23 protein-coding genes are annotated in these 21,813 nt (G+C 72.5%); 11 read left to right on the top strand and 12 right to left on the bottom strand.

Annotated features, from left to right (window positions below):
- Positions 1 to 43: 43 nt before the first annotated feature.
- The 4 genes from ypfJ to AC1DQC_RS14485 form a co-directional block, all read right to left on the bottom strand.
- Positions 44 to 913 carry a KPN_02809 family neutral zinc metallopeptidase gene (gene ypfJ / locus AC1DQC_RS14500; RefSeq protein WP_477051953.1) on the bottom strand — a complete coding sequence of 290 codons (870 nt, stop codon included), beginning with the start codon at positions 911 to 913 and terminating at the stop codon, positions 44 to 46.
- Positions 914 to 984: 71 nt separating this feature from the next.
- Positions 985 to 1,617: an energy-coupling factor transporter transmembrane component T family protein gene (locus tag AC1DQC_RS14495; protein ID WP_477051952.1), complete on the bottom strand. Its 633-nt coding sequence runs from the start codon at positions 1,615 to 1,617 to the stop codon at positions 985 to 987.
- The gene (locus tag AC1DQC_RS14490) at positions 1,614 to 2,327 is read right to left on the bottom strand and encodes an energy-coupling factor ABC transporter ATP-binding protein (protein WP_477051951.1); all 714 of its coding nucleotides are present in this window, start codon (positions 2,325 to 2,327) and stop codon (positions 1,614 to 1,616) included. The genes AC1DQC_RS14495 and AC1DQC_RS14490 overlap by 4 nt, the downstream gene beginning before the upstream one ends.
- Positions 2,328 to 2,349: 22 nt before the next feature.
- Entirely contained in the window at positions 2,350 to 2,976 is a 627-nt protein-coding gene (locus tag AC1DQC_RS14485) for a biotin transporter BioY (RefSeq protein WP_477051950.1), read from the bottom strand.
- A gap of 171 nt (positions 2,977 to 3,147) precedes the next feature.
- Here AC1DQC_RS14485 and abc-f point away from each other — a divergent pair, with 171 nt between their 5' ends.
- On the top strand, positions 3,148 to 4,746 hold the full coding sequence (abc-f, locus tag AC1DQC_RS14480; RefSeq protein WP_477051949.1) for a ribosomal protection-like ABC-F family protein: 1,599 nt from the start codon (positions 3,148 to 3,150) through the stop codon (positions 4,744 to 4,746).
- 54 nt (positions 4,747 to 4,800) lie between these two features.
- On the opposite strand, the gene AC1DQC_RS14475 is transcribed toward abc-f, so the two are convergent.
- The 4 genes from AC1DQC_RS14475 to AC1DQC_RS14460 all read right to left on the bottom strand — a co-directional run bounded on the left by AC1DQC_RS14475 (position 4,801) and on the right by AC1DQC_RS14460 (position 7,307).
- Positions 4,801 to 5,652, bottom strand: coding sequence for a S1 family peptidase (locus AC1DQC_RS14475; protein ID WP_477051948.1), 852 nt, complete (start codon positions 5,650 to 5,652; stop codon positions 4,801 to 4,803).
- A 73-nt stretch (positions 5,653 to 5,725) separates the two neighbouring features.
- A complete protein-coding gene (locus AC1DQC_RS14470) occupies positions 5,726 to 6,709 on the bottom strand; it encodes an SURF1 family cytochrome oxidase biogenesis protein (protein WP_477051947.1) in 984 nt (327 codons plus the stop codon).
- On the bottom strand, positions 6,706 to 6,948 hold the full coding sequence (locus AC1DQC_RS14465; RefSeq protein ID WP_477051946.1) for a hypothetical protein: 243 nt from the start codon (positions 6,946 to 6,948) through the stop codon (positions 6,706 to 6,708). Before AC1DQC_RS14465 ends, AC1DQC_RS14470 begins: the two co-directional genes overlap by 4 nt.
- Positions 6,945 to 7,307, bottom strand: a complete 363-nt coding sequence (locus AC1DQC_RS14460; protein WP_477051945.1) for a DUF3099 domain-containing protein — start codon at positions 7,305 to 7,307, stop codon at positions 6,945 to 6,947. The genes AC1DQC_RS14465 and AC1DQC_RS14460 overlap by 4 nt, the downstream gene beginning before the upstream one ends.
- A gap of 133 nt (positions 7,308 to 7,440) precedes the next feature.
- Here AC1DQC_RS14460 and fabG point away from each other — a divergent pair, with 133 nt between their 5' ends.
- Genes fabG through AC1DQC_RS14445 form a run of 3 tightly spaced genes read left to right on the top strand, consistent with a single transcriptional unit; the run spans position 7,441 to position 9,536 of the window.
- Entirely contained in the window at positions 7,441 to 8,181 is a 741-nt protein-coding gene (fabG, locus tag AC1DQC_RS14455) for a 3-oxoacyl-ACP reductase FabG (RefSeq protein ID WP_477051944.1), read from the top strand.
- A gap of 35 nt (positions 8,182 to 8,216) precedes the next feature.
- Positions 8,217 to 8,987, top strand: a complete 771-nt coding sequence (gene fabI / locus AC1DQC_RS14450; RefSeq protein ID WP_477051943.1) for an enoyl-ACP reductase FabI — start codon at positions 8,217 to 8,219, stop codon at positions 8,985 to 8,987.
- 30 nt (positions 8,988 to 9,017) lie between these two features.
- Positions 9,018 to 9,536, top strand: coding sequence for a SixA phosphatase family protein (locus tag AC1DQC_RS14445; RefSeq protein ID WP_477051942.1), 519 nt, complete (start codon positions 9,018 to 9,020; stop codon positions 9,534 to 9,536).
- A gap of 2 nt (positions 9,537 to 9,538) precedes the next feature.
- Here AC1DQC_RS14445 and AC1DQC_RS14440 read toward each other — a convergent pair whose 3' ends face one another.
- The 3 genes from AC1DQC_RS14440 to glgC all read right to left on the bottom strand — a co-directional run bounded on the left by AC1DQC_RS14440 (position 9,539) and on the right by glgC (position 12,542).
- Complete coding sequence (locus AC1DQC_RS14440) at positions 9,539 to 10,615, bottom strand: DUF4037 domain-containing protein (protein ID WP_477051941.1); 1,077 nt, start codon at positions 10,613 to 10,615, stop codon at positions 9,539 to 9,541.
- Positions 10,612 to 11,226, bottom strand: coding sequence for a phosphoserine phosphatase SerB (gene serB, locus AC1DQC_RS14435; protein ID WP_477051980.1), 615 nt, complete (start codon positions 11,224 to 11,226; stop codon positions 10,612 to 10,614). The genes AC1DQC_RS14440 and serB overlap by 4 nt, the downstream gene beginning before the upstream one ends.
- A 74-nt stretch (positions 11,227 to 11,300) precedes the next feature.
- Positions 11,301 to 12,542 carry a glucose-1-phosphate adenylyltransferase gene (glgC, locus tag AC1DQC_RS14430; RefSeq protein ID WP_477051940.1) on the bottom strand — a complete coding sequence of 414 codons (1,242 nt, stop codon included), beginning with the start codon at positions 12,540 to 12,542 and terminating at the stop codon, positions 11,301 to 11,303.
- A 112-nt stretch (positions 12,543 to 12,654) separates the two neighbouring features.
- Between glgC and glgA the strand changes: the two genes are divergently transcribed.
- Positions 12,655 to 13,881: a glycogen synthase gene (gene glgA, locus AC1DQC_RS14425; protein ID WP_477051939.1), complete on the top strand. Its 1,227-nt coding sequence runs from the start codon at positions 12,655 to 12,657 to the stop codon at positions 13,879 to 13,881.
- Between the two features lie 19 nt (positions 13,882 to 13,900).
- Here glgA and AC1DQC_RS14420 read toward each other — a convergent pair whose 3' ends face one another.
- Positions 13,901 to 14,689: a hypothetical protein gene (locus AC1DQC_RS14420; protein ID WP_477051938.1), complete on the bottom strand. Its 789-nt coding sequence runs from the start codon at positions 14,687 to 14,689 to the stop codon at positions 13,901 to 13,903.
- An 87-nt stretch (positions 14,690 to 14,776) separates the two neighbouring features.
- Between AC1DQC_RS14420 and AC1DQC_RS14415 the strand changes: the two genes are divergently transcribed.
- The 6 genes from AC1DQC_RS14415 (at position 14,777) to AC1DQC_RS14390 (ending at position 21,806) form a co-directional block, all read left to right on the top strand.
- Positions 14,777 to 15,571 carry an ABC transporter ATP-binding protein gene (locus tag AC1DQC_RS14415; RefSeq protein WP_477051937.1) on the top strand — a complete coding sequence of 265 codons (795 nt, stop codon included), beginning with the start codon at positions 14,777 to 14,779 and terminating at the stop codon, positions 15,569 to 15,571.
- A gap of 94 nt (positions 15,572 to 15,665) precedes the next feature.
- On the top strand, positions 15,666 to 16,100 hold the full coding sequence (locus AC1DQC_RS14410; protein ID WP_477051936.1) for an NfeD family protein: 435 nt from the start codon (positions 15,666 to 15,668) through the stop codon (positions 16,098 to 16,100).
- A gap of 56 nt (positions 16,101 to 16,156) precedes the next feature.
- Positions 16,157 to 17,314 (top strand): SPFH domain-containing protein, encoded by a 1,158-nt coding sequence (locus AC1DQC_RS14405; protein ID WP_477051935.1) that lies wholly within the window; start codon positions 16,157 to 16,159, stop codon positions 17,312 to 17,314.
- Positions 17,315 to 17,422: 108 nt separating this feature from the next.
- The gene (locus tag AC1DQC_RS14400; protein ID WP_477051934.1) at positions 17,423 to 18,091 is read left to right on the top strand and encodes a TetR/AcrR family transcriptional regulator; all 669 of its coding nucleotides are present in this window, start codon (positions 17,423 to 17,425) and stop codon (positions 18,089 to 18,091) included.
- Complete coding sequence (locus tag AC1DQC_RS14395; RefSeq protein WP_477051933.1) at positions 18,091 to 19,827, top strand: ABC transporter ATP-binding protein; 1,737 nt, start codon at positions 18,091 to 18,093, stop codon at positions 19,825 to 19,827. Before AC1DQC_RS14400 ends, AC1DQC_RS14395 begins: the two co-directional genes overlap by 1 nt.
- Positions 19,824 to 21,806: an ABC transporter ATP-binding protein gene (locus AC1DQC_RS14390; protein WP_477051932.1), complete on the top strand. Its 1,983-nt coding sequence runs from the start codon at positions 19,824 to 19,826 to the stop codon at positions 21,804 to 21,806. The genes AC1DQC_RS14395 and AC1DQC_RS14390 overlap by 4 nt, the downstream gene beginning before the upstream one ends.
- Positions 21,807 to 21,813 lie beyond the last annotated feature (7 nt).

Genomic DNA, 21,813 nt, shown 5'->3' with positions numbered 1-21,813 from the left:
CACGGCGCCCGCGCGTGACCACGTCGTCAGGCAGGCCGCACCGTCAGAGCTGGTCGGTGGCGAACGTGTCGCACGCCGCGAGCGTGCCCTGCTCGTAGCCGGTGGTGAACCACCGCTCGCGCTGCTCGCTGGAGCCGTGCGTCCAGGTGTCCGGGTTGACGCCGCCGCCGGACTGCTGCTGGATGTGGTCGTCACCCACCGCCGCTGCCGCGTTGAGGGCGTTCTGCAGCTGCTCCTGCGTGATCGGCGCCAGGTAGGGCTCATTGGTCTTCGGGTTGATCGTCTCGGTCGCGTCGCCTGCCCACATGCCGGCGTAGCAGTCGGCCTGCAGCTCGACCCGCACGGAGTCGGAGTCGGCGCCGGTGCCGCCGCGCTGGGCCTTGTCCATCACGCCCGTGATCTGCTGGATGTGGTGGCCGTACTCGTGCGCGGTCACGTACTCCTCGGCGAGCGGACCGTCCTGCCCGCCGAACTGGCTCTGCAGCTGGTCGTAGAAGCTGACGTCGATGTAGATCGTCGCGTCGGGTGGGCAGTAGAAGGGCCCCGTGGAGCTGCTCGCGGTCCCGCAGCCGGTGGACTGGGAGTCGCTGAACGAGACGATCGCCGGAGGGGCGAACTGGCCGCCCGCGGCGGCCACCTGCGCAGCCCAGTACGTGTCGAGCGCGTACGCGGTGGCGCTGAGCCGGCACTCGCGGTCGGTGTTGGCCTGCTCGACGCTGCACGCGCCGACGGTGCCCTGGGTCTGGGGTGCGGGGTCCTGGCCGCCGCCCGTCAGCCCACCGAGGTCCACACCGGTGAACACGTAGATGAGCACGGCGAGCAGGCCGACGGCCCCGCCGCCCACGGCGATCTTGCCGCCGCCGCCGCGCTGGACGCGCCCGCCCTCGAATCCGCCATCACCCTGGAACGTCACGGAACGGAACCGTAGTCGCGCCGCGACGCCTTCGCCTGTCGAGACGTGGACGCCGGTCCATGTCCACCCGGTCAGCCTTCGCCGAGGCCCCGGGCGGCCAGCGCGTCGCCCGTCGCGCGGGCGTGCGCGACCATCCGGACGGCGGCCGGCACGAGGATCGCGCGCGGCTCGCGGTCCAGGCCGCGGGCGCGGGCGGCGTCGCGCGTCTCCATCGACATGCGGGCGAGGACGGGGACGGTACGCAGGAACAGGCCGACGACCATGGCGAACGTCTCGGGCGCGAGCCCGACGTGCCGCAGGGGGCGGGCGAGCCGGGCGAGCACGTCGAGGAGGCTGTCGGCCCGGGTAGTCGCGGTGACGACGGCGGCCATGAGCACGAGGGCGAMCAGGTCGACCGCGACCTCGACGGCCGTCGCCCAGCCGCGGGCCCACCACTGGTAGGCGCCCACGAGGGCCGCGGTCACCAGCGCCGGCACCAGGCCGCGGGTGGTTCGATGCCACGGGATGCGCGCGACGAGCTGGGCGACGAGGGCGACCCCGAGGGCGAGCACCGCCGACAGCGGCCCGCGCAGCGCCACCACGGCCACGGCGAAGACGGTGAGGAACGCGAGCTTGAGGCCGGCCGGGGCGCGGTGCAGGACGGTCGTGCCCGGGTGGTAGAGGCCGAGCGGCCCGGCCCACGGCGGCCGCAGCGGGCCGCTCACGTGCGGACCTCCATGAGCGCCCGGTACGTCGCCACGGCCACGGCCGGGTCCCCGTCGAACACCACGGCGCCGTCGTCGACGACGAGCACGCGGTCGGCGCGCAGCGCGGCGTCGAGGTCGTGCGTCACGACGATCACCTGCTGCTCGAGGTCGTCCAGCAGGCCGTCGACGACGCGGCGCCAGCGCAGGTCGAGCAGGGTGGTCGGCTCGTCGCACACCAGGACCGCGGGTTCCGTCGCGAGCACCGACGCGAGCGCGAGCAGCTGCCGCTGCCCGCCGGACAGGGCGTGCACCGGCACCTCAGCCCGGTCCGCCAGCCCGAACCGCTCGAGCGCCGCGCGCGCGGCGGCACCCCGCTCGTCGGCCGTCAGCGTCAGGCGACGCAGAGACAGGGCGACGTCCTCCACCGGCGTTGGCATGACCAGCTGTGCGTCGGGGTCCGTGAACATGAACCCGACCCGGCGGCGCACGGCAGCCCCGTCCCGCGCCGTGTCCAGGCCGTCCACCCGGACGGTGCCCGACGACGGCAGCACGAGGCCGTTGAGCAGGCGCGCGAGCGTCGACTTCCCCGAGCCGTTGGCCCCGACGACGGCGATTCGGCGCTCGGTGAGCTCGAGCGTCACCGGCCCGAGCAGGCGCACGACGCGCTCGGCGCCGCCCGCCGGGTCGGGGCTGTAGGCGGTGACGAGGACGTCGTCGAGGGTGATCATGAGCGGCCGGCTCGGTGCAGCGTCAGCGGCGGGTGCGCAGCATGTCGGGGAACGCCTTGAACACGGCGAGGGCGACGGCCGCGGCCGCGAGGTTCTTGAGCACGTCCCCGGTCCAGAAGACGACGTCGATGGCGAACGCCTCGTGGAAGCTGAGGCCCAGGCGCGCCATGAGCCCGACGATGCCGGCGGGGTGGATGGTCAGGAAGCTGGCGCCCAGGCCGGCCAGCACGAGCACCGGGTACCGCCAGGTGGAGGTGACGCGCAGGGCCAGGCCGCCGAAGACGCCGGCGAGCGCGGCGGCGAACGGGAACGCCAGCAGGTAGCCGACGGACGGCTTGCTCAGCACGGCGACGCCGCCGGTGCCGTCGGCGAAGATGGGCAGCCCCGCCAGGCCCAGCGCGAGGTAGAGCAGCACCGCGAGGGCGCCGCGCCGCCAGCCGAGGACGAGGCCGGCCAGGATGACGCCGAAGGTCTGCAGCGTGATGGGCACGCCGGACGGGGTGGGGATGCCGGGCAGGATGGCGCACACCGCGATAAAGGCCGCGAACGTGGCGATGAGCGCGACGTCGGTGGCGACGGAGGCCCGGTCGACCGGCACGGGGAGTGCGGGGTCGGCGGCGGTGGTCTCGTTCTCGGGTGCAGGGGTCATGGCTGTCCCTCGATCGTCGTGGCGGGTGCGGGCGATCCCGCGGGGTGCGGCGCGCACGTCACAGCCGTGCGCCGGGCCCAGCGGCCGGTCGCCACGCTAGCCGGTCGTAGACTTGCTGGCGTTTGTGCCCGCGGCCAACGCCAGCGCGGCGAACTCGGAGGAAACCGTCAAGTGATCACTGCCCAGGCTGTCGAGCTGCGCATCGGCGCACGCGTGCTGCTCGAGGAGTCGTCGTTCCGCATCGCGGCCGGCGACCGGATCGGTCTGGTCGGTCGCAACGGCGCCGGCAAGACCACGCTCACCAAGACGCTGGCGGGGGAGACGCAGCCGACGGGCGGCCAGATCGTCCGCGGCGGCGACGTGGGATACCTCCCGCAGGACCCCCGCACCGGCGATCTCGAGCAGCTCGCGATGGACCGGGTGCTGTCGGCTCGCGGCCTCGACGAGGTCGTCCGCGCCATGCGCGCCACCGAGGTCGCGATGGCCAGCGAGGACGACGGCGTCCGCGAGAAGGCGATGGACCGGTACTCCCGGCTCGACTCGCGGTTCAACGCCGCCGGCGGGTACGCCGCCGAGAGCGAGGCTCACCGGATCGCGTCGAACCTCGGGCTCGACGAGCGGGTGCTCGGCCAGACCATCGGCACGCTCTCCGGCGGTCAGCGACGCCGCGTCGAGCTGGCCCGCATCCTGTTCTCGGGCGTCGAGACGCTGCTGCTCGACGAGCCGACCAACCACCTCGACGCCGACTCGATCAYSTGGCTGCGCGACTACCTGAAGTCCTACTCGGGCGGCCTGATCGTCATCTCGCACGACGCCGACCTGCTGCGGGCCGTGGTGAACAAGGTCTTCCACCTGGACGCCAACCGCTCGCAGCTGGACCAGTACGCCCTCGGCTGGGACGCGTACCTGCAGCAGCGCGAGACGGACGAGAAGCGTCGCCGCCGCGAGCGGGCCAACGCCGAGAAGAAGGCGTCGGCGCTCATGGCGCAGGCCGACAAGATGCGCGCCAAGGCGACCAAGACCGTCGCGGCGCAGAACATGGCGCGGCGCGCCGAGCGGCTGCTGTCCGGCCTCGAGGAGGTCCGCGCGTCGGACAAGGTCGCGCGCCTGCGCTTCCCCGAGCCGGCGGCCTGCGGCAAGACGCCGCTCACCGCCGCGGGCCTGTCGAAGACGTACGGGTCGCAGGAGGTCTTCACGGACGTCGACCTGGCGATCGACCGGGGCAGCAAGGTCGTCGTGCTGGGCCTCAACGGCGCCGGCAAGACCACGCTGCTGCGCATCCTCGGGGGCATCGAGAAATCCGACACCGGCGAGGTGCGTCCGGGGCACGGGCTCAAGCTCGGCTACTACGCGCAGGAGCACGAGACGCTCGACATGGACCGGACGGTCGTCGAGAACCTCAAGTCGTCCGCGCCGGACCTCACCGAGACCCAGGTGCGCTCGGTGCTGGGCTCGTTCCTGTTCTCGGGCGACGACGCCGACAAGCCCGCCCGCGTGCTGTCGGGTGGCGAGAAGACGCGCCTCGCGCTGGCGTCCCTCGTCGTCTCCAGCGCGAACGTGCTGCTGCTCGACGAGCCGACGAACAACCTCGACCCGGCGTCGCGCGAGGAGATCCTCGCGGCCCTGCGCGGCTATGCCGGCGCCGTCGTCCTGGTGTCGCACGACGAGGGCGCCGTCGCCGCGCTCGACCCCGAGCGCGTCCTGCTGCTGCCCGACGGAGACGAGGACCTGTGGAGCCCGGCGTACCTGGACCTCATCGCCCTGGCCTGACCCCCGACGCACGCGACGCCCCGGACCGAGCAGGTCTGGGGCGTCGCGCGTCGGTCAGAGGCCGAACGTGGCCAGCCAGTCCTGGACGACGGCGATGTCGACCCGCTGGTAGCCGCCGAGGTACCGGCAGTTGTCGGTGTAGCCGTAGCTGGTGACCGCGACGATGCTGCCGTTGAGGAAGACCGGACCACCCGAGTCGCCGAAGCAGGTGCCGCCGGTGCCGCGGTTGTCCTTCTCGTTCCCGTTGGTCTGCAGGATCTGCGCGGTGAGCTTCTGGCCCGGCATGTCCACGTACCGACGGATCAGCGGGTAGCTCATCGGCTGCGGCTTCTGCGGCCCGGAGTCGGGCTTGCGGACCTCGGTGCCGTAGCCGACGGCGGTGAACAGCGTCTTGTTGAGCACCGGCTGCGCGTACGCGTCGAGGTAGTTGAGGGTGGCGAGCGGGGCCGGCTTGATGTCCGTCACCGGGCGGTCGAGCACGATGACGCCGACGTCGTTCCAGTTGTCGAGGTCGGTGAAGTCGGAGTACTCGGGGTGCGTGTACGCGGTCCCGGACAGGTAGCCGGCGGCCTCGATCTCGGCCCGCGTGTATCCGGCGCTCGGGTTGGCGGCGACAGGGAACGGCGTCGGGGGCTGCTCGGCGATGACGGAGTCGAAGGTGACCAGCGTCTTGCCCAGCGTCCCGTCGGTGCAGTGCGCAGCGGTGAGCACGACCGTGGGGGAGACGAGGGTGGCGCTGCAGCGGAAGCGTCCGTCGGCGCTGTAGAAGAGGATCAGTCCGACGTTGGGGTGGGTGTTCCCGTCGGGAGTCCCGCCGGTGCTGGCGAAGGCGGGGGCGGCGCCGAGGGCGGTCAGCCCGAACGCCATGGCGAGAGCGACGACGAGCTTGGTGAGTCTGGGTCGCATGGGTCATACCTCCTGGTTGGACGTGTGACCCACACCACACCACGAAGGTCCCGGGCGCGCGCGGCGAGCGGGGTCAGCGCGCGCGGTCCTCGCGCGCCGACGTCTCGGCGAGCTGCGCGTCGATGAGCGCGTCCTCGGCGTCCTCGTCGCGCCCACCGCGCCGGCGGGGCGCGTCGGGAGCGGGCTGCGCCGCACGCCGGGGCCGCGGGGTGTCGCGTGTCGGCCACAGCTCGACACCCGACGGCGAGACCTGGACCGGCGCCGGCTCGGGTGCGGGCCCCTCGGCCTCGCGCAGCGCGCGCTCGTCCTGGAGCTCGCGCCGCGCGCCCAGGCTGAACGCGATCAGCCCGCCGAGCGCGAACGTCCACCACTGGAACGCGTAGGACAGGTGCGACCCGGGGTCGGTGCTGGGCGGCGGGAGCTGTCCGGGGACGGGGGAGACCGACGGGTCCTCGGCGGTCATGGCGACGTAGGCGTCGTAGGACTCGCCCTCGACGCCGCCGGCGGCGAGGACCTGCTCGGCGGAGATGGCCTGGACCTGACCGGGCGGCGCGGTCCGGCTGGATGTCGGCTCGTCGTGGCGCAGCCGGGCCGTCAGCGTCACGCTGCCTTCGGGCGGGGCAGGGGCGGCGACGTCGGCGCTCGCGTCGGCGCCGGGGTCCACCCAGCCGCGGTCGACGACGAGCACGGCGCCCGCACCCGTCGGCGCCGACGAGGTCCCCGCGGAGGCGTCCTCCACGACGAACGGGACGAGCACGTGGTAGGCGGGTGCGCCGTCGACCGGTCGGTTGCGCAGCAGCACGGTCGCGTCCGGCTCGTAGTGGCCGACCACCGTCACGCGCCGCCAGACGTCGTCGTCGGTGAGCGGGGTGTCGGTGGCGGGCAGCACGGTGTCGAGCGGCACGGGGTCCGCCGACCAGTTGGTCTCCACCACGGCGATCGCCGCGTCGCGCCAGACGTGCCGGTTCCACTGCCACCGGCCGAGGAACGTGCAGGCCACCGCGACGACGACGCCGAGGAGCACGAGCCCGGTCGCCCGGCGCGCCGCGGGGCTCATGATCCGGAGGCGGGCTCGAGCTGCGCCGCGGGGACGACGTCGCGCAGGAACCCGCGGGTGTCGAGGAACTGGCTCAGGTGCTCGCGGTGGTCGTCGCAGGCCAGCCACACCTTGCGGCGGTCCGGGGTGTGCAGCTTGGGGTTGTTCCAGAGCAGGCCCCAGGTCGCCTCGGCCCGGCAGCCGCGGCTGCTGCAGACCAGCTCGTCCACGGCGTCCGGGACAGGGCCGAACAGGCTCACGCGCGGCCGTCCGGGTGGTCGTCCGAGGAGCCCAGGCCACGCGGTGCGCCCGAGCCCGGGCCGATCTCGCGCGTCGTCATGAAGGTGCCGTCGCCGTCGCGGCGCTCGCGGCCCGCGTTGGCGAACAGGACGGCGGAGTAGGGCAGGACGACGGCGGCGACGATGAGGATCAGCGAGGCCCACAGCGGGATGTGGCCCCATGAGAAGACGGCCCCGGCGAAGCAGACGACACGGATCCCCATCTGCACGAGGTAGCGCTTCTGCCGGCGGGCCAGGTCGTCCGTGAGCGCCTCGGGCGCGGAGGTGATGCTGTGGACCTCCTCGGCGGGGACCTCAGGGTGCCGACGGCTGCTGCTCACTACCTGATCGTAGTCCGGCGCCGCTGAGACGGCGCTGAGGAGCGGTGTTGTGTAGGTCCCACAACGGGGCGCGACGAACATGGGCGCGGACCCTGCCGTGGCGTGCGGCGGACGTCGGATAGCGTCGTGTCCCGTGCCAGAGACTTCCGACAACGACACCACCACCGCCGCGCCGCGCAGCGTCCTCGTCACCGGCGCCAACCGGGGCATCGGCCGGGCGATCGCCGAGCGGTTCGTGGCGAACGGCGACAAGGTCGCCACGATCTACCGCGCGGGCGAGCTGCCCGCCGGTGTCCTCGGCGTCGTGGGCGACGTGCGGGACACCGCCAGCGTCGACGCGGCGTTCGCCGAGATCGAGGCCGCGCACGGTCCCGTCGAGGTGCTCGTCGCCAACGCGGGCGTCACGCGCGACCAGCTGCTCATGCGGATGACCGACGAGGAGTTCTCCGAGGTCCTCGACGTCAACCTCACGGGCGCGTTCCGCTGCGCGCGCCGCGCCAGCAAGGGCATGATCCGGCTGCGCCGCGGTCGGATCATCTTCATCTCGTCGGTGGTCGGGCTCTACGGCTCCGCCGGCCAGGTCAACTACGCGGCGTCCAAGTCCGCCCTCGTCGGGATGGCTCGCTCGATCACCCGCGAGCTCGGCGGACGGGCGATCACCGCGAACGTCGTCGCGCCGGGCTTCATCGACACCGACATGACGCGCGCCCTGCCCGAGGACAAGCAGAAGGCCTACCGCGAGTCCATCCCGCTGGGCCGGTTCGCGGAGCCCGAGGAGGTCGCCGGCGTGGTCGAGTTCGTCGCGTCGGACGCCGCGGGCTACATCTCCGGCGCCGTGATCCCGGTCGACGGCGGCCTGGGCATGGGCCACTGACACTCCCCAGACGACACGAAGGACGGAACACACTCATGGGTCTGCTCGACGGCAAGAAGCTCCTGGTCACCGGCGTCCTCACGGACGGCTCGATCGCCTTCCACGTGGCGCGTCTGGCGCAGCAGGAGGGCGCCGAGGTGCTGCTCACCTCGTTCGGCCGTCAGTTCCGACTGACGCAGGCGATCGCGCGCCGGCTCCCGAAGGAGGCGCAGGTCCTCCAGCTCGACGTCACCGATGCCGACGACCTGGCGGCGCTCGAGGGCCGCGTGCGTGAGGCGGGCTTCGACGCGCTGGACGGTGTGGTGCACTCGATCGGGTTCGCGCCGCAGTCGGTCATGGGGGGCAACTTCCTCGCCGGCGAGTGGGCCGACGTCGCGACCGCGCTGCAGGTCAGCGCGTACTCGCTGAAGTCGCTCGCGGTCGCCACGCAGCCGCTGCTCAGCTCGGGGGGCTCGATCGTCGGGCTCACGTTCGACGCCCGGTACGCCTGGCCGGTCTACGACTGGATGGGCGTGGCCAAGGCGGCCTTCGAGTCGACCTCGCGCTACCTGGCCCGCGACCTGGGGCCGCACGGGATCCGCGTCAACCTGGTCTCGGCCGGCCCGATCCGCACGACGGCCGCCAAGTCGATCCCCGGCTTCGAGGCGATGGAGGGCGGCTGGCCGGAGCGCGCGCCGCTCGGCTGGGACGCGTTCGACCCCGAGCCGACGGCCCGTGCGGTCGCCGCGCTGCTGTCGGACTGGTTCCCGGCGACGACGGGCGAGATCGTGCACGTCGACGGCGGCTACCACGCGATGGGTCTGTGACCGCCGCCCGCGGGATGGGACGCTGAGCCGGTGACGCCCGAGACCGGCACCCGGCGACTGCTTCTGCTGCGCCACGCGAAGGCCGAGCACCAGGACGCCATCGCGGACATCCAGCGCCCGCTCTCGCTCGTGGGGCGCAAGCAGGCGGCGACGGTCGGCGCGGCGCTCGCGGCGGACGACCTGGTGCCCGACCTCGTGCTCTGCTCGTCGAGCGTGCGGACCCGACAGACGTGGGAGCTCGCGCGTGGCGTGCTCGGCGCGGACCCGGAGGTGCGCTTCCTCGAGGACCTCTACTACGCCGGGTCGAGCGCCCTGGTGGAGCTGGTCCGAGCCGTCCCCGCGGACGTCGGCACGGTGCTCGTGGTCGGCCACGAGCCGACGATGTCGCGGGCTGCCGCTCTCCTGGCCGGCCCGGCGTCGGACCCGACCACCCTCGCTCGGGTGCGGGTCGGCGTGCCCACCGCGAGCTGGTCGTTGCTCGAGGTCGATGGCTGGGACACGCTCGGCCCCGAGTCGGCGAGCCTGCGTCGGCTCGCGATCCCCGAGTGACCTCAGTAGAGGTCGCGTAGCGCCCGGGTGCGCCCGAGGTCCGTCGCCAGGTCGGTGCTCGCGCTGAGCAGGTCGACACCGCCGACGAGCGGTCGCCGGGCGATCTCGCGGACCTCCGGGTCGGTCAGGGCGCCGACGAGCAGGCGGGCGACGGAGCCGCCGTCGACGACCGCGAACGGACGGCCGTGGAACGGCGTCGTGCGCTCGGGCACCGGGGCGCCCAGGCCGAGGGTGTTGTGCCGGCGCAGCAGCTCGACCAGGACCTCGCCCAGCCGCTCCTGGCGCTCCTGCCAGCCGTCGGCCGCGAGCGTGGACGCCATCGCCGTGCGCAGCGGTCGCGTCGAGTCGATCCGGGCCAGGGCCGTGCCGAGCCACTTGTCGTAGGGTGCGTACCGGCGCTCCTGCAGAAGCGCCAGCAGCGCCGCCGTGCGGCAGACGCGCGCCGTGATCATCCGCGATCCGAGGTCGTCGCCGACCATGCCCGCGCGCGGGGCGAGGTGCTCGTCCTGCCCGATCGCCGACCAGGCCGCCGCCTGCTGGTAGAGCCACACGTCGTGCGGGTAGTAGCCGAGCCGCGCGCGGACGGCACCGAGCCCGAGGTCGTCGTGGAACACGGCACCCGCGGTGAGCGCGAGCAGCCGCTGCTGCGGGACGACGAGCCAGTCCGCGGCCGTCGTCGGGTCGACCGGACCGAGCACGCGTCCGAGCAGCGCGTCGAGCGTGCCGATCTCGATCCGGTGGTCCACGGGGCCGGCGGCCGCGGTGTCTCCCAGCCCGCGCGTGCCGTCCGGTGCGGACGGCGCGGCGCGCGTGATCCAGCCGGCGATCTCCGGCGGCACGCGGTGGCGCAGCTCCTCGTGCAGGTCGTCGCCGTGGGCCGCCAGCTCGGCGGCCTGCAGCAGCAGCTGCAGCCGCGGTCCCCAGTCGTGGTCGGTCGACGTCGCGTCGTCGAACCCCAGCACGTCCGAGCCGGGTCCGACGAGCGCCGCCGTGTGCGCCAGGCCGTGGGCGACCAGCGCGGGCCGCACGGCGGCGTAGAGCGCGCGTGCCAGGTCGGTGCCGGGCACGAATGCGGTCACCGCGCGAACACCGGCAGCTCGAGCACGGCGTCGAGCCGGTCGCGGACCACGGCGTCGGCGGCCGCGCACACCAGCGGCTTGGCGTTGTACGCGATGCCGAAGCCGGCCGCCGCGAGCATGTCGAGGTCGTTGGCGCCGTCGCCGATGGCGATGGTGCGCTCCATCGGGATGCTGACGGTCGCCGCGTACTCCCGCAGGGTGGCCGCCTTGGCCGCACGGTCCACCACGGCTCCGCTCACCCGGCCCGTGAGCCGCCCGTCGGCCACCTCGAGGGCGTTCGCCCTGGTCAGCATGATGCCGAGCGGAAGGGCGAGCGGTCCGACGATCTCGATGAAGCCGCCGGACACCAGCCCGACGGGCCAGCCCCGGGCGTGCAGCTCGGCGACGAGCTCGCGGGCGCCGGGGGAGAGCTCCACGGCGGCGAGGACGTCCCCGAGCACCGACTCCGGCAGCCCAGCCAGCGTCGCGACGCGCTCGTGCAGGGACGCCGCGAAGTCGATCTCGCCCCGCATGGCGCGCTCGGTGATCTCGGTGACCAGCTCCTCGGAGCCCGCGTGCGCGGCGAGCATCTCCACCACCTCACCGGTGATGAAGGTCGAGTCGACGTCCATGACGACGAGACGGGGCAGCGGTGGGCTCACGGGACCGCAGGGTAGCGGCGCGTGCGCACGGGTGTGCCCCCCGCTCAGTCCGTGATGACGGTGCCCTTGGGGATGACGGTGATGCCCGACTCCGTGACGGTGAACCCGCGCGCGCGGTCGTGGTCGTGGTCGAGGCCGATGCGGGCCCGCTCGGGCACGACGACGTTCTTGTCGATGATCGCGCGGTGGACCTGCGCGTACCGACCGATGTGGACGTCGTCGAAGAGCACCGAGTCCGTGACCTGCGCCCAGGAGTGCAGGCGGACGCCCGGCGAGAGGACGGAGCCCGACACCGTCGCACCGGAGACCAGGACGCCGGGGGAGACCACCGAGTCCACGGCGTGGCCGAGCCGCCCCGCACCGGCGTGGATGAACTTGGCCGGCGCCAGGCTGGTGTACCCGCTGTAGAGGGGCCACTCGTCGTTGTAGAGGTTGAACACCGGCTCGATCGAGATGAGGTCGATGTTCGCCTCGTAGAACGCGTCGATGGTGCCGACGTCACGCCAGTAGTCGCGGTCGCGCGGCGTCGATCCGGGCACGTCGTTGCGCAGGAAGTCGTACACGCCCGCGGTGCCGCGCTCGACGAAGTACGGGGCGATGTCGCCGCCCATGTCGTGCCGCGAGGTCACGTTCTCCGCGTCCGCGGTCACGGCGGCGACCAGCGCGTCCGCGTTGGCCACGTAGTTGCCCATCGACGCGAGGATCTCGCCGGGGGAGTCGGCCAGGCCGACGGGGTCGGTCGGCTTCTCGAGGAACGCCTTGATGCGCGTGGGGTCCGTGGGGTCGACCTCGATGACGCCGAACTGGTCGGCCTCCTCGATGGGCTGGCGGATGGCCGCGACCGTGAACTCGGCGCCCGACGTGATGTGTGCGTCGACCATCTGGGAGAAGTCCATGCGGTAGACGTGGTCCGCACCGACCACCACCACGATGTCCGGCCGCTCGTCCTCGATGATGTTGAGGCACTGGTAGATGGCGTCGGCGCTGCCCAGGTACCAGTGCTTGCCGACGCGCTGCTGCGCCGGGACCGCCGCGACGTAGTTGCCCAGCAGCGGCGACATGCGCCACGTCTTCGACACGTGCCGGTCGAGACTGTGGGACTTGTACTGCGTCAGGACGATGACGTGCAGGTACCGCGAGTTGATGACGTTCGACAGGGCGAAGTCGATGAGCCGGTACAGCCCCCCGAAGGGCACCGCCGGCTTGGCGCGGTCTGCGGTGAGGGGCATGAGGCGTTTGCCTTCCCCACCTGCGAGGACGATAGCGAGGACGCGCGGCGCTGCCATGGCTACGACCCTAGGCCCCCGACGTGCTCCCAGCGAGGCGTGTCGGCCGCCACGCGCTAGCGTGTCGGCGGGAGAGCCGGTCGTCGGGGCCGGAGGCGAGGGGATGGTTCGCGTGCGTGTCGACCTGTTGACCCGGGAGTACCCACCGTTCATCTACGGCGGTGCGGGCGTGCATGTCGCGGGGCTCTCCCGCGTGCTCGAGCGCACCATCGACGTGCGGGTGCACTGCTTCGACGGCCCGCGCGAGGACCCGAGGGTCAGCGGGTACAACGTGCCCACCGAGCTCGCCACGGCCAACGCGGCGCTGCAGACCTTCGGCATCGACCTCGAGATGGCCGACGCCGTGGGCCACGTCGGCGCGGACGGCGTCGCGTCGGACCTCGTCCACTCGCACACCTGGTACGCCAACCTCGGCGGCCACCTGGCCGGCCTGCTGCACGGCCTCCCGCACGTGGTGAGCGCCCACAGCCTCGAGCCCCTGCGCCCCTGGAAGGCCGAGCAGCTCGGCGGCGGCTACGCGCTGTCGGGCTGGGCCGAGAAGACCGCCTACGAGGGCGCCGCGGCCGTCATCGCGGTCAGCGGCGGCATGCGCGACGACATCCTGCGGGCCTACCCGAAGGTCGACCCGGAGCTGGTCAAGGTCGTGCACAACGGCATCGACCTCGACCAGTGGCAGCGGCCCACCGACGACGAGGCCGTCGCCCGGGCGGACGCGACGGTGCGTGCGCTCGGCATCGACCCGTCGCGCCCGGCCGTGGTGTTCGTCGGTCGGATCACCCGCCAGAAGGGCCTGCCGTACTTCCTGCGGGCGGCGGAGCAGCTCCCGCCGGACGTGCAGGTGGTGCTCTGCGCCGGCGCGCCCGACACCCCGGCGATCATGGCCGAGGTCACCGGCCTGGTCGACCTGCTGCGCACCAAGCGGTCGGGCGTCGTCTGGATCGAGCAGATGCTGCCGCGGGACGAGCTCATCGCGGTCCTCATGCACGGCACGGTGTTCGCCTGCCCGTCGATCTACGAGCCCCTCGGCATCGTGAACCTCGAGGCCATGGCCGTCGGGCTGCCGGTGGTGGGGACGGCCACGGGGGGCATCCCGGAGGTCATCGACGACGGTGTGACCGGGCGGCTCGTGCCGATCGACCAGCTGCAGGACGGCACGGGGACCCCGGTGGACCCGGACCGGTTCGTCGCCGACCTCGCCGCGGCGTTCACGGACGTGCTGGCCAACACCTCGCGGACCGCCGAGTGGGGGATCGCGTCCCGCCGGCGGGTCGAGGACCACTTCACGTGGGAGGCGATCGCCGAGCGCACCCTCGAGGTGTATCGGGGGGCGTTAGCCTGACGGGCTCAGCCGCCCTGGCCTAGGGGGTCAGCTGGGACGCTGCGGCCGACATCGCGCGGCGGGCCATCCGGTCGACGTCCCGCAGGGCCGTCGAGCGCTGGTCGGCCTGCCACAGGTTGACCGCGGCGCCGTCGTCCTGGGCGGCCAGCGCGACGATCGCGCGCAGCCGCGCCGCGCTCGCGAGCACCCGGAGGCGACGGCCGTCGAGCCCGTCGGGAAGCCGCCAGCCCGGCAGCTCGAGATCCCGCAGTGCGGCCACCTGCTCGGCCGCGTCGGGCCGCCACCGCGCGACGTCGAGCCGGACCAGCGCCTCGGTGGCCTGGAGCAGCCCCTGGCGCAGCTCGCGCTCGGCGTCCTGCAGCGACCCGGTCCTCGCGTGCGCGGCGTGCCGCCAGTCGGGCACGTCCGAGACCTCCCAGGTCACCAGGTGCCCCGGCTCGAGCGCCGACCCGAAGCGCTGCACGAGGGGGACCGCCACGAGGCACGACTGCGGGGTCCGCACCAGCACGGCCTCGCCGGCGTCGGTCGCCGCCGAGCTCACCGCCGCGGGGGTGGCGCCCGGGTCGCCCGGCACGGGCAGGACCGCGGCGACGTCCCGCGGCGACCCGGCGCACGCGTCGAGCAGCGTGCCGAGGGGCTCGTCCGTGAGGTCGTCGCGCAGGGGCTCGTCGGCGGCCGGTCGGCGCTGCACGGTGTGCGGCTCGTCGTCGGACTGCACGGCGTCCACCAGCACCGAGCGGTCGGCGCGGTCGTCGGCCAGCCACAGGGCGAGGAGCACGGAGCGCGGGAGCTCCAGGGTCAGGTCCACCGGACCACCGTAGGACGTGACCGAACCCACCGACGAGCGGCCCGTCGCGGGCCCCCGACGTGCGGCTCGACGGTTATGGTCATGCCCATGACCGACGTGCTCGACCTGCAGGCCGTGACGATCCGCCGGGGAACGACGACGATCCTCGACGAGGTGACCTGGACGGTCCGCGAGGGCGAACGGTGGGTGGTCCTCGGCCGCAACGGCGCGGGCAAGACCACGCTGCTGCAGGTCGCCGCGGGGCGCATGCACCCGACCAGCGGGACGGCCGACCTGCTCGGCTCCCGGCTCGGGCGCGTCGACGTCTTCGAGCTGCGGCCGCGGATCGGCCTGTCGAGCGCGTCCCTGGCGGACCGGATCCCCGCCGGCGAGCAGGTGCGGGACGTGGTCCTCACGGCCGCGTACGGCGTGACCGGCCGGTGGCGTKAGGAGTACGAGTCCCTCGACGAGTCGCGGGCCGGGGACCTGCTCGCGGCGTTCGGGGTCGCGCACCTGTCCGACCGCTACTTCGGCACCCTCTCCGAGGGGGAGCGCAAGCGCGTGCAGATCGCGCGGTCGCTGATGACCGACCCCGAGCTGCTGCTGCTCGACGAGCCCGCCGCCGGGCTGGACCTCGGGGGGCGCGAGGAGCTGGTCGCGGCGCTCGCCGAGCTGGCCGGCGACTCGCGCTCGCCGGTGCTGGTGCTGGTCACGCACCACGTCGAGGAGATCCCGCCGGGGTTCACGCACCTCCTCCTGCTGCGCGCGGGCAAGGCCTTCGCGGCCGGTCCGATCGACGAGGTGCTGACGGCGGAGACGCTGTCCGGGGCCTTCGACCTGCCGCTCGTCGTCGACAAGACCGAGGGGCGCTGGTCGGCCCGGGCAACTTCCTCTCAGGGCTGAGCGTTTCCCCAGGTTTTCGCAAAGAAGACGCCTAGTATCGGTTGGACAGCAGGAGCCGACGGCGGACCCTGCCCGACCGGAGGAGTGGGCCCCGATGGGTTGGCTGTGGTGGATCGGCGCGGCGCTCGCCTTCGGCATCCTCGAGATGCTGTCGCTCGACCTCGTGCTGGCCATGTTCGCGGGCGGAGCGATCGCGGGTGCCATCGCGTACTGGCTCGGGGCCCCGGTGCCGGCGCAGTTCGTCGTCGCCGCGCTCACGTCGGTCCTGCTGCTGGCGACGCTGCGCCCCTGGCTGCTGCGGCGCCTCAAGGCCCGGATGCCGCTGGTGGAGACCAACGCCGCGGCCCTGGTGGGGCGCGACGCGGTGGTCGTCTCCACGGTCACCGTCGAGGGCGGCCGCGTGAAGCTGAACGGCGAGGTGTGGAGCGCACGCGCCGACGCCTCCCAGGCCATCCCGCCCGGGACCGAGGTGCGGGTCGCGCGCATCGACGGGGCGACCGCGGTCGTCGTGCCGGTCCCCGGACCCTGACCCTGTTCTGAAACCCCCCGCGGGCACCTCGTCCGCGTGTACCTCCTGGAGGATCCATGGACGACCCGAGCGGTGGGCAGATCGCCCTCTACATCGTGCTGGGCCTGGTGCTGCTGTTCGTCATCATCGCGCTGGTGCGGGCGGTCAAGATCGTGCCGCAGGCGGTCGCGATCATCGTCGAGCGGCTCGGGCGCTACTCCCGCACGCTGGACGCCGGCCTGCACCTGCTCATCCCGTTCGTCGACCGTCCGCGGGCGAGCGTCGACCTGCGTGAGCAGGTCGTGTCCTTCCCGCCGCAGCCGGTGATCACCTCCGACAACCTCGTGGTCAGCATCGACACGGTCATCTACTTCCAGGTGACGGAGCCGAAGTCCGCGGTCTACGAGATCGCCAACTACATCCAGGGCATCGAGCAGCTCACGGTCACCACGCTGCGCAACGTCGTCGGGTCCATGGACCTCGAGCAGACCCTGACCAGCCGCGACCAGATCAACGGCCAGCTGCGCGGGGTGCTGGACGAGGCCACCGGGCGCTGGGGCGTGCGCGTCAACCGCGTCGAGCTCAAGTCGATCGACCCGCCGGAGAGCATCAAGGGCTCGATGGAGCAGCAGATGCGCGCGGAGCGTGACCGGCGTGCCGCGATCCTGACGGCCGAGGGGTTCAAGCAGTCGCAGATCCTCACCGCCGAGGGTGAGAAGCAGGCTGCGATCCTGCGGGCCGAGGGTGGCGCGCAGGCGGCGATCCTCACGGCCGAGGGCGAGGCCCGGGCCATCCTGCAGGTGTTCGACGCCGTGCACCGCGGCGACGCGGACCCCAAGCTGCTGGCCTACCAGTACCTGCAGATCCTGCCGAAGATCGCGGCGACGCCGTCGAACAAGATGTGGTTCCTGCCGTCGGAGCTCACCAGTGCGCTCGGCGTCTTCGCCAAGGGGTTCGGGGGCCCGTTCACGTCCGAGGACGACGACAGCGGCCGGCCGGCCGGGACGTCCCCGCTGGGCGACGACCTTCCGCCCACGACGCTGACCGACCCCGCCGAGGCACTGGCCGAGGCGCGCCGCGAGTCGGCCGCCGCGACCGCGGACGCCACGAGCTCGGGCACGCTGAGCGGTCTGCCCTTCGACCCGTCGGTCGAGCTGGGGCAGCGGCCGGGCGGGGGAGCGGTGCCGCCGCGGAGCGCGCAGCAGCCGCCGCCGGAGGACGCGCCGACCCGGTGACGCGACGAGGGCCGGACCCGTGCAGGGTCCGGCCCTCCCTCGTCCCCGGCGTGTTCGCCTGCAGCGAACAGGCTTCGGAGTGAGTGCTCACTCAGTTAGATTCGCCGCATGGATCTCACTGTCCGCGCCGGCCGGGCGGCGCCGCTGCCACCGGACGAGCGACGCGCCGCCATCCTCCTCGCCGTGCGCCCCGTCCTGCTCGAGCGCGGGGCGGCGGTCACCACCCGCGAGCTGGCGGAAGCCGCCGGGGTCGCCGAGGGAACGCTCTTTCGCGTGTTCACCGACAAGGTCACGCTGATCCGCGAGGCCGTGCTCGCGGCGATCGACCCCGCGGACGCCATCCCGGAGATCGCCGTCATCGACCGGACGCTTCCGCTGCGCGACAAGCTGCTCCTCCTGATGGACCAGGCGCAGGCCCACGTGGGGGAGTCCATGCGCTGGATGGGTCTCCTCCACGAGGTGGGGCGGCTGGAACCCGCGGGTCCGACCGCCGAGAACCGCGAGGCCGCCATCCGGCAGTGGGGGCTCCGTCAGCAGGCCGGGACCGCCGCGGTCACCGCGGTCGTGTCCGAGCTGCTGGAGCCCGACGCACAGCTGCTGCGCCTGCCGCTCCCCGACGTCATCGAGCTCTTTAACACGGTGCTCCTCGGCGCCACGATGCGTACCGTCGAGGCCGCTCGACGCGGGGTCGACACCGGTCCGCCGGACACCCGAGCGCTGGTCGACCTCCTCCTCCACGGCGTCCTCGCCCCCACCCCGACCGACAGGAGCTCGTGATGCTGGTCAAGCTGCTCAAGGAGCATCTCAAGCCGTACCAGGGTGCCGTGATCGCCGTCGTCGTGCTCCAGCTGATCCAGACGATGGCGACGCTCTACCTGCCCAGCCTGAACGCGCGGATCATCGACGACGGCGTGGTCAAGGGCGACACCGCCGAGATCATGCGCCTCGGCGGCGTCATGCTCGCGGTCAGCTTCGTGCAGATCGTCGCGGCGATCATCGCCGTGTACTACGGCTCGCGGACGGCCATGGCGTTCGGCCGCGACGTGCGCAAGCGCCTGTTCGGCCAGGTGCAGACGTTCTCGGCGCAGGAGGTGGCCAAGTTCGGGGCGCCGACGCTGATCACCCGCACGACGAACGACGTCCAGCAGGTGCAGATGGTCACGATGATGACCTTCACCATGATGATCATGGCGCCGATCATGCTGGTCGGCGGCGTGATCATGGCGATGCAGGAGGACGTGGTGCTCTCCGGCATCCTGCTCGTCTCCGTGCCGGTCCTCGGCCTGGTCATCGGCCTGATCATCTCGCGGATGGTGCCGTACTTCCGGTCGATGCAGAAGCGGATCGACGCCATCAACCGGGTGCTGCGCGAGCAGATCGCCGGCGTCCGCGTGGTCCGTGCGTTCGTCCGCGAGCGCCGCGAGTCGCAGCGGTTCGACGGCGCGAACACCGAGCTCTACGACACGTCCCTGCGCGTCGGCAAGCTCATGGCTCTGATGTTCCCGTCGGTCATGGTCGTGCTGAACCTCACGAGCGTCGCGGTGCTCTGGTTCGGTGCGTACCGCGTCGACTCGGGCGCCATGCAGATCGGTCAGCTCACGGCGTTCCTGTCCTACATCGCGTACATCCTCATCGCCGTCATGATGTCGACGATGATGTTCGTGATGGTTCCGCGGGCCGTGGTGTCGTCGGAGCGCATCGGGGAGATCCTCACCACCGACACGTCCGTGGTCCCGTCGCCGCACCCGCGGGCGCTGCCGGGCAACCGGCCCGGCCTCCTGGAGCTGCGGGGCGTCGAGTTCCGCTACCCGGGCGCCGAGCGCTCCGTCCTGCACGGCATCGACCTGGTGGCCGAGCCGGGCAGGACGACGGCCATCATCGGCTCCACGGGTTCCGGCAAGACGACGCTGGTGAACCTCATCCCGCGGCTGTTCGACGTGACCGGCGGCGCGGTGCTGCTCGACGGCGTCGACGTGCGCGACCTCGACCCGGACCAGCTCTGGACGCAGATCGGGCTCGTCCCGCAGAAGCCGTACCTGTTCGCCGGGACCGTCCGGTCGAACCTGGAGTACGGCAAGCCGGGGGCGTCCGACGAGGAGCTGTGGCACGCGCTCGAGGTGGCCCAGGCGAGGCCGTTCGTCGAGGCGCTGCCCGAGGGGCTGGACGCCCCGATCTCGCAGGGTGGCACCAACGTGTCGGGCGGCCAGAGACAACGGCTCGCCATCGCCCGGGCGCTGGTGCGCAAGCCGTCGGTCTTCCTGTTCGACGACTCGTTCTCGGCGCTCGACTACGGCACGGACGCCGCGTTGCGCTCGGCCCTCGTCCCCGAGACGCAGGACGCGACCGTGCTGGTCGTCGCGCAGCGGGTGGCCACCATCCGCCACGCCGACTCCATCGTCGTGATGGAGGACGGCCTCGTCGTCGGCGTCGGCACGCACAGCGAGCTGCTGGAGTCGTCCGAGACGTACCGGGAGATCGTGTACTCGCAGGTCAGCGTGGAGGAGGCGGCATGAGCACCGACGAGCGACCAGCACCCGCGCAGCGGATGCCCCCGCAGCGCCGCGGACCAGGCGGCGGCGGTCCCATGATGAACATGGGCATGCCCGGCGAGAAGTCGATGAACTTCCGCGGGTCGGCCCGGCGGTTCCTGGGCGAGATGCGCGGCGAGCGCTGGCCCCTGGTCGCCATCGTCGCGATGGGCACCGCGTCCGTCGTCCTGGCGGTCACCGGGCCGAAGCTTCTGGGCAACGCGACCAACGTCATCTTCGCCGGCGTCATCGGCAAGCAGCTGCCCGCCGGCACGACGAACGCCCAGGCGGTCGAGTTCCTGCGCTCCCGCGGGGAGACGACGCAGGCCAACATCGTCGAGTCGTCGGGCGCGATCCCCGGCGTCGGCATCGACTTCACGCACCTGCGCAACATCCTGCTCGTGGTGCTGGCGATCTACCTGGGGTCGTTCCTGTTCGGCTGGCTGCAGGGCCGCATGACGGCCGTCGTCGTGCAGCGGGTCGTCTACCAGATGCGGCAGCGGGTCGAGGCGAAGCTGTCGCGGCTGCCGCTGAAGTACCACGACGGCCAGCCGCGCGGCGAGCTGCTCAGCCGGGTGACCAACGACATCGACAACGTCGCCCAGACGTTGCAGCAGACCCTGTCGCAGCTGATCACGTCGGTGCTCACCGTCATCGGCGTGCTCGCCATGATGTTCTTCATCTCGCCGCTGCTCGCGGTCATCGCCCTGATCACGGTCCCGCTGTCGATGTGGATCGCGGGGATGATCGCCAAGCGGTCGCGCCCGCAGTTCATGCAGCAGTGGGCGGTGACCGGGCAGCTGAACGCCCACATCGAGGAGATGTACACCGGGCACTCCCTGGTCACCGTGTTCGGTCGGCAGAAGGAGGCCGCCGAGGTGTTCGCGGAGCGCAACGAGCGGCTGTACGAGTCGAGCTTCAAGGCGCAGTTCATCTCCGGGATCATCCAGCCGGCGCTCGGCTTCGTCGCCAACCTCAACTACGTGATCGTCGCGGTGGTCGGCGGCCTGCAGGTAGCGTCCGGAGCCCTCACGCTGGGCAGCGTCCAGGCGTTCATCCAGTACAGCCGGCAGTTCACGCAGCCGATCACGGCCATCGCGTCCATGGCGAACCTGCTCCAGTCGGGCGTCGCGTCCGTGGAGCGGGTGTTCGAGCTGCTCGACGCCGAGGAGCAGGAGCCCGACCCGGTCGACGCGGTGCAGCCGGACCAGCCCATCCAGGGCCGGGTCGCGTTCGAGAACGTGGCGTTCAGCTACTCGCCGGAGAAGCCGCTCATCCGGGACCTGTCCCTGGTGGCGGAGCCGGGCCAGACCATCGCGATCGTCGGACCCACGGGCGCCGGCAAGACGACGCTGGTGAACCTGCTCATGCGGTTCTATGAGGTCGATGCCGGCCGGATCACCCTGGACGGTGTCGACGTGCGGGACATGACCCGTGACGCGCTGCGCTCGCAGATGGGCATGGTCCTGCAGGACACCTGGCTCTTCGGCGGCACGCTCGCCGAGAACATCGCGTACGGCGTCGAGCACGCGACCCAGGAGGAGATCGTCGAGGCGGCCGTGGCCACCCACGTGGACCGGTTCGTGCGCACGCTCCCCGACGGCTACGAGACGAAGGTCGACGACGAGGGCTCGAACGTCTCGGCGGGGGAGAAGCAGCTGCTCACCATCGCCCGTGCGTTCCTGGCCGACCCCGCGATCCTCATCCTCGACGAGGCGACGTCGTCCGTGGACACCCGCACCGAGGTGCTGGTGCAGCAGGCGATGAACGCGCTGCGGCACGGCCGGACGTCCTTCGTCATCGCGCACCGGCTGTCCACCATCCGCGACGCCGACACCATCCTCGTCATGGAGGACGGCGCCATCGTGGAGCAGGGGTCGCACGACCAGCTGCTCGCCGCGGACGGCGCGTACGCGCGGCTGTACGCCAGCCAGTTCGCGGCGGCGGTGGCCCCCGTGGAGTGACGCGCGA

The sequence above is a fragment of the Cellulomonas sp. P4_H12 genome, assembly GCF_056400905.1.
The sequence above is the reverse complement of the archived record's forward strand: the minus strand, read 5'-3'. Positions and strand labels throughout refer to the sequence as shown.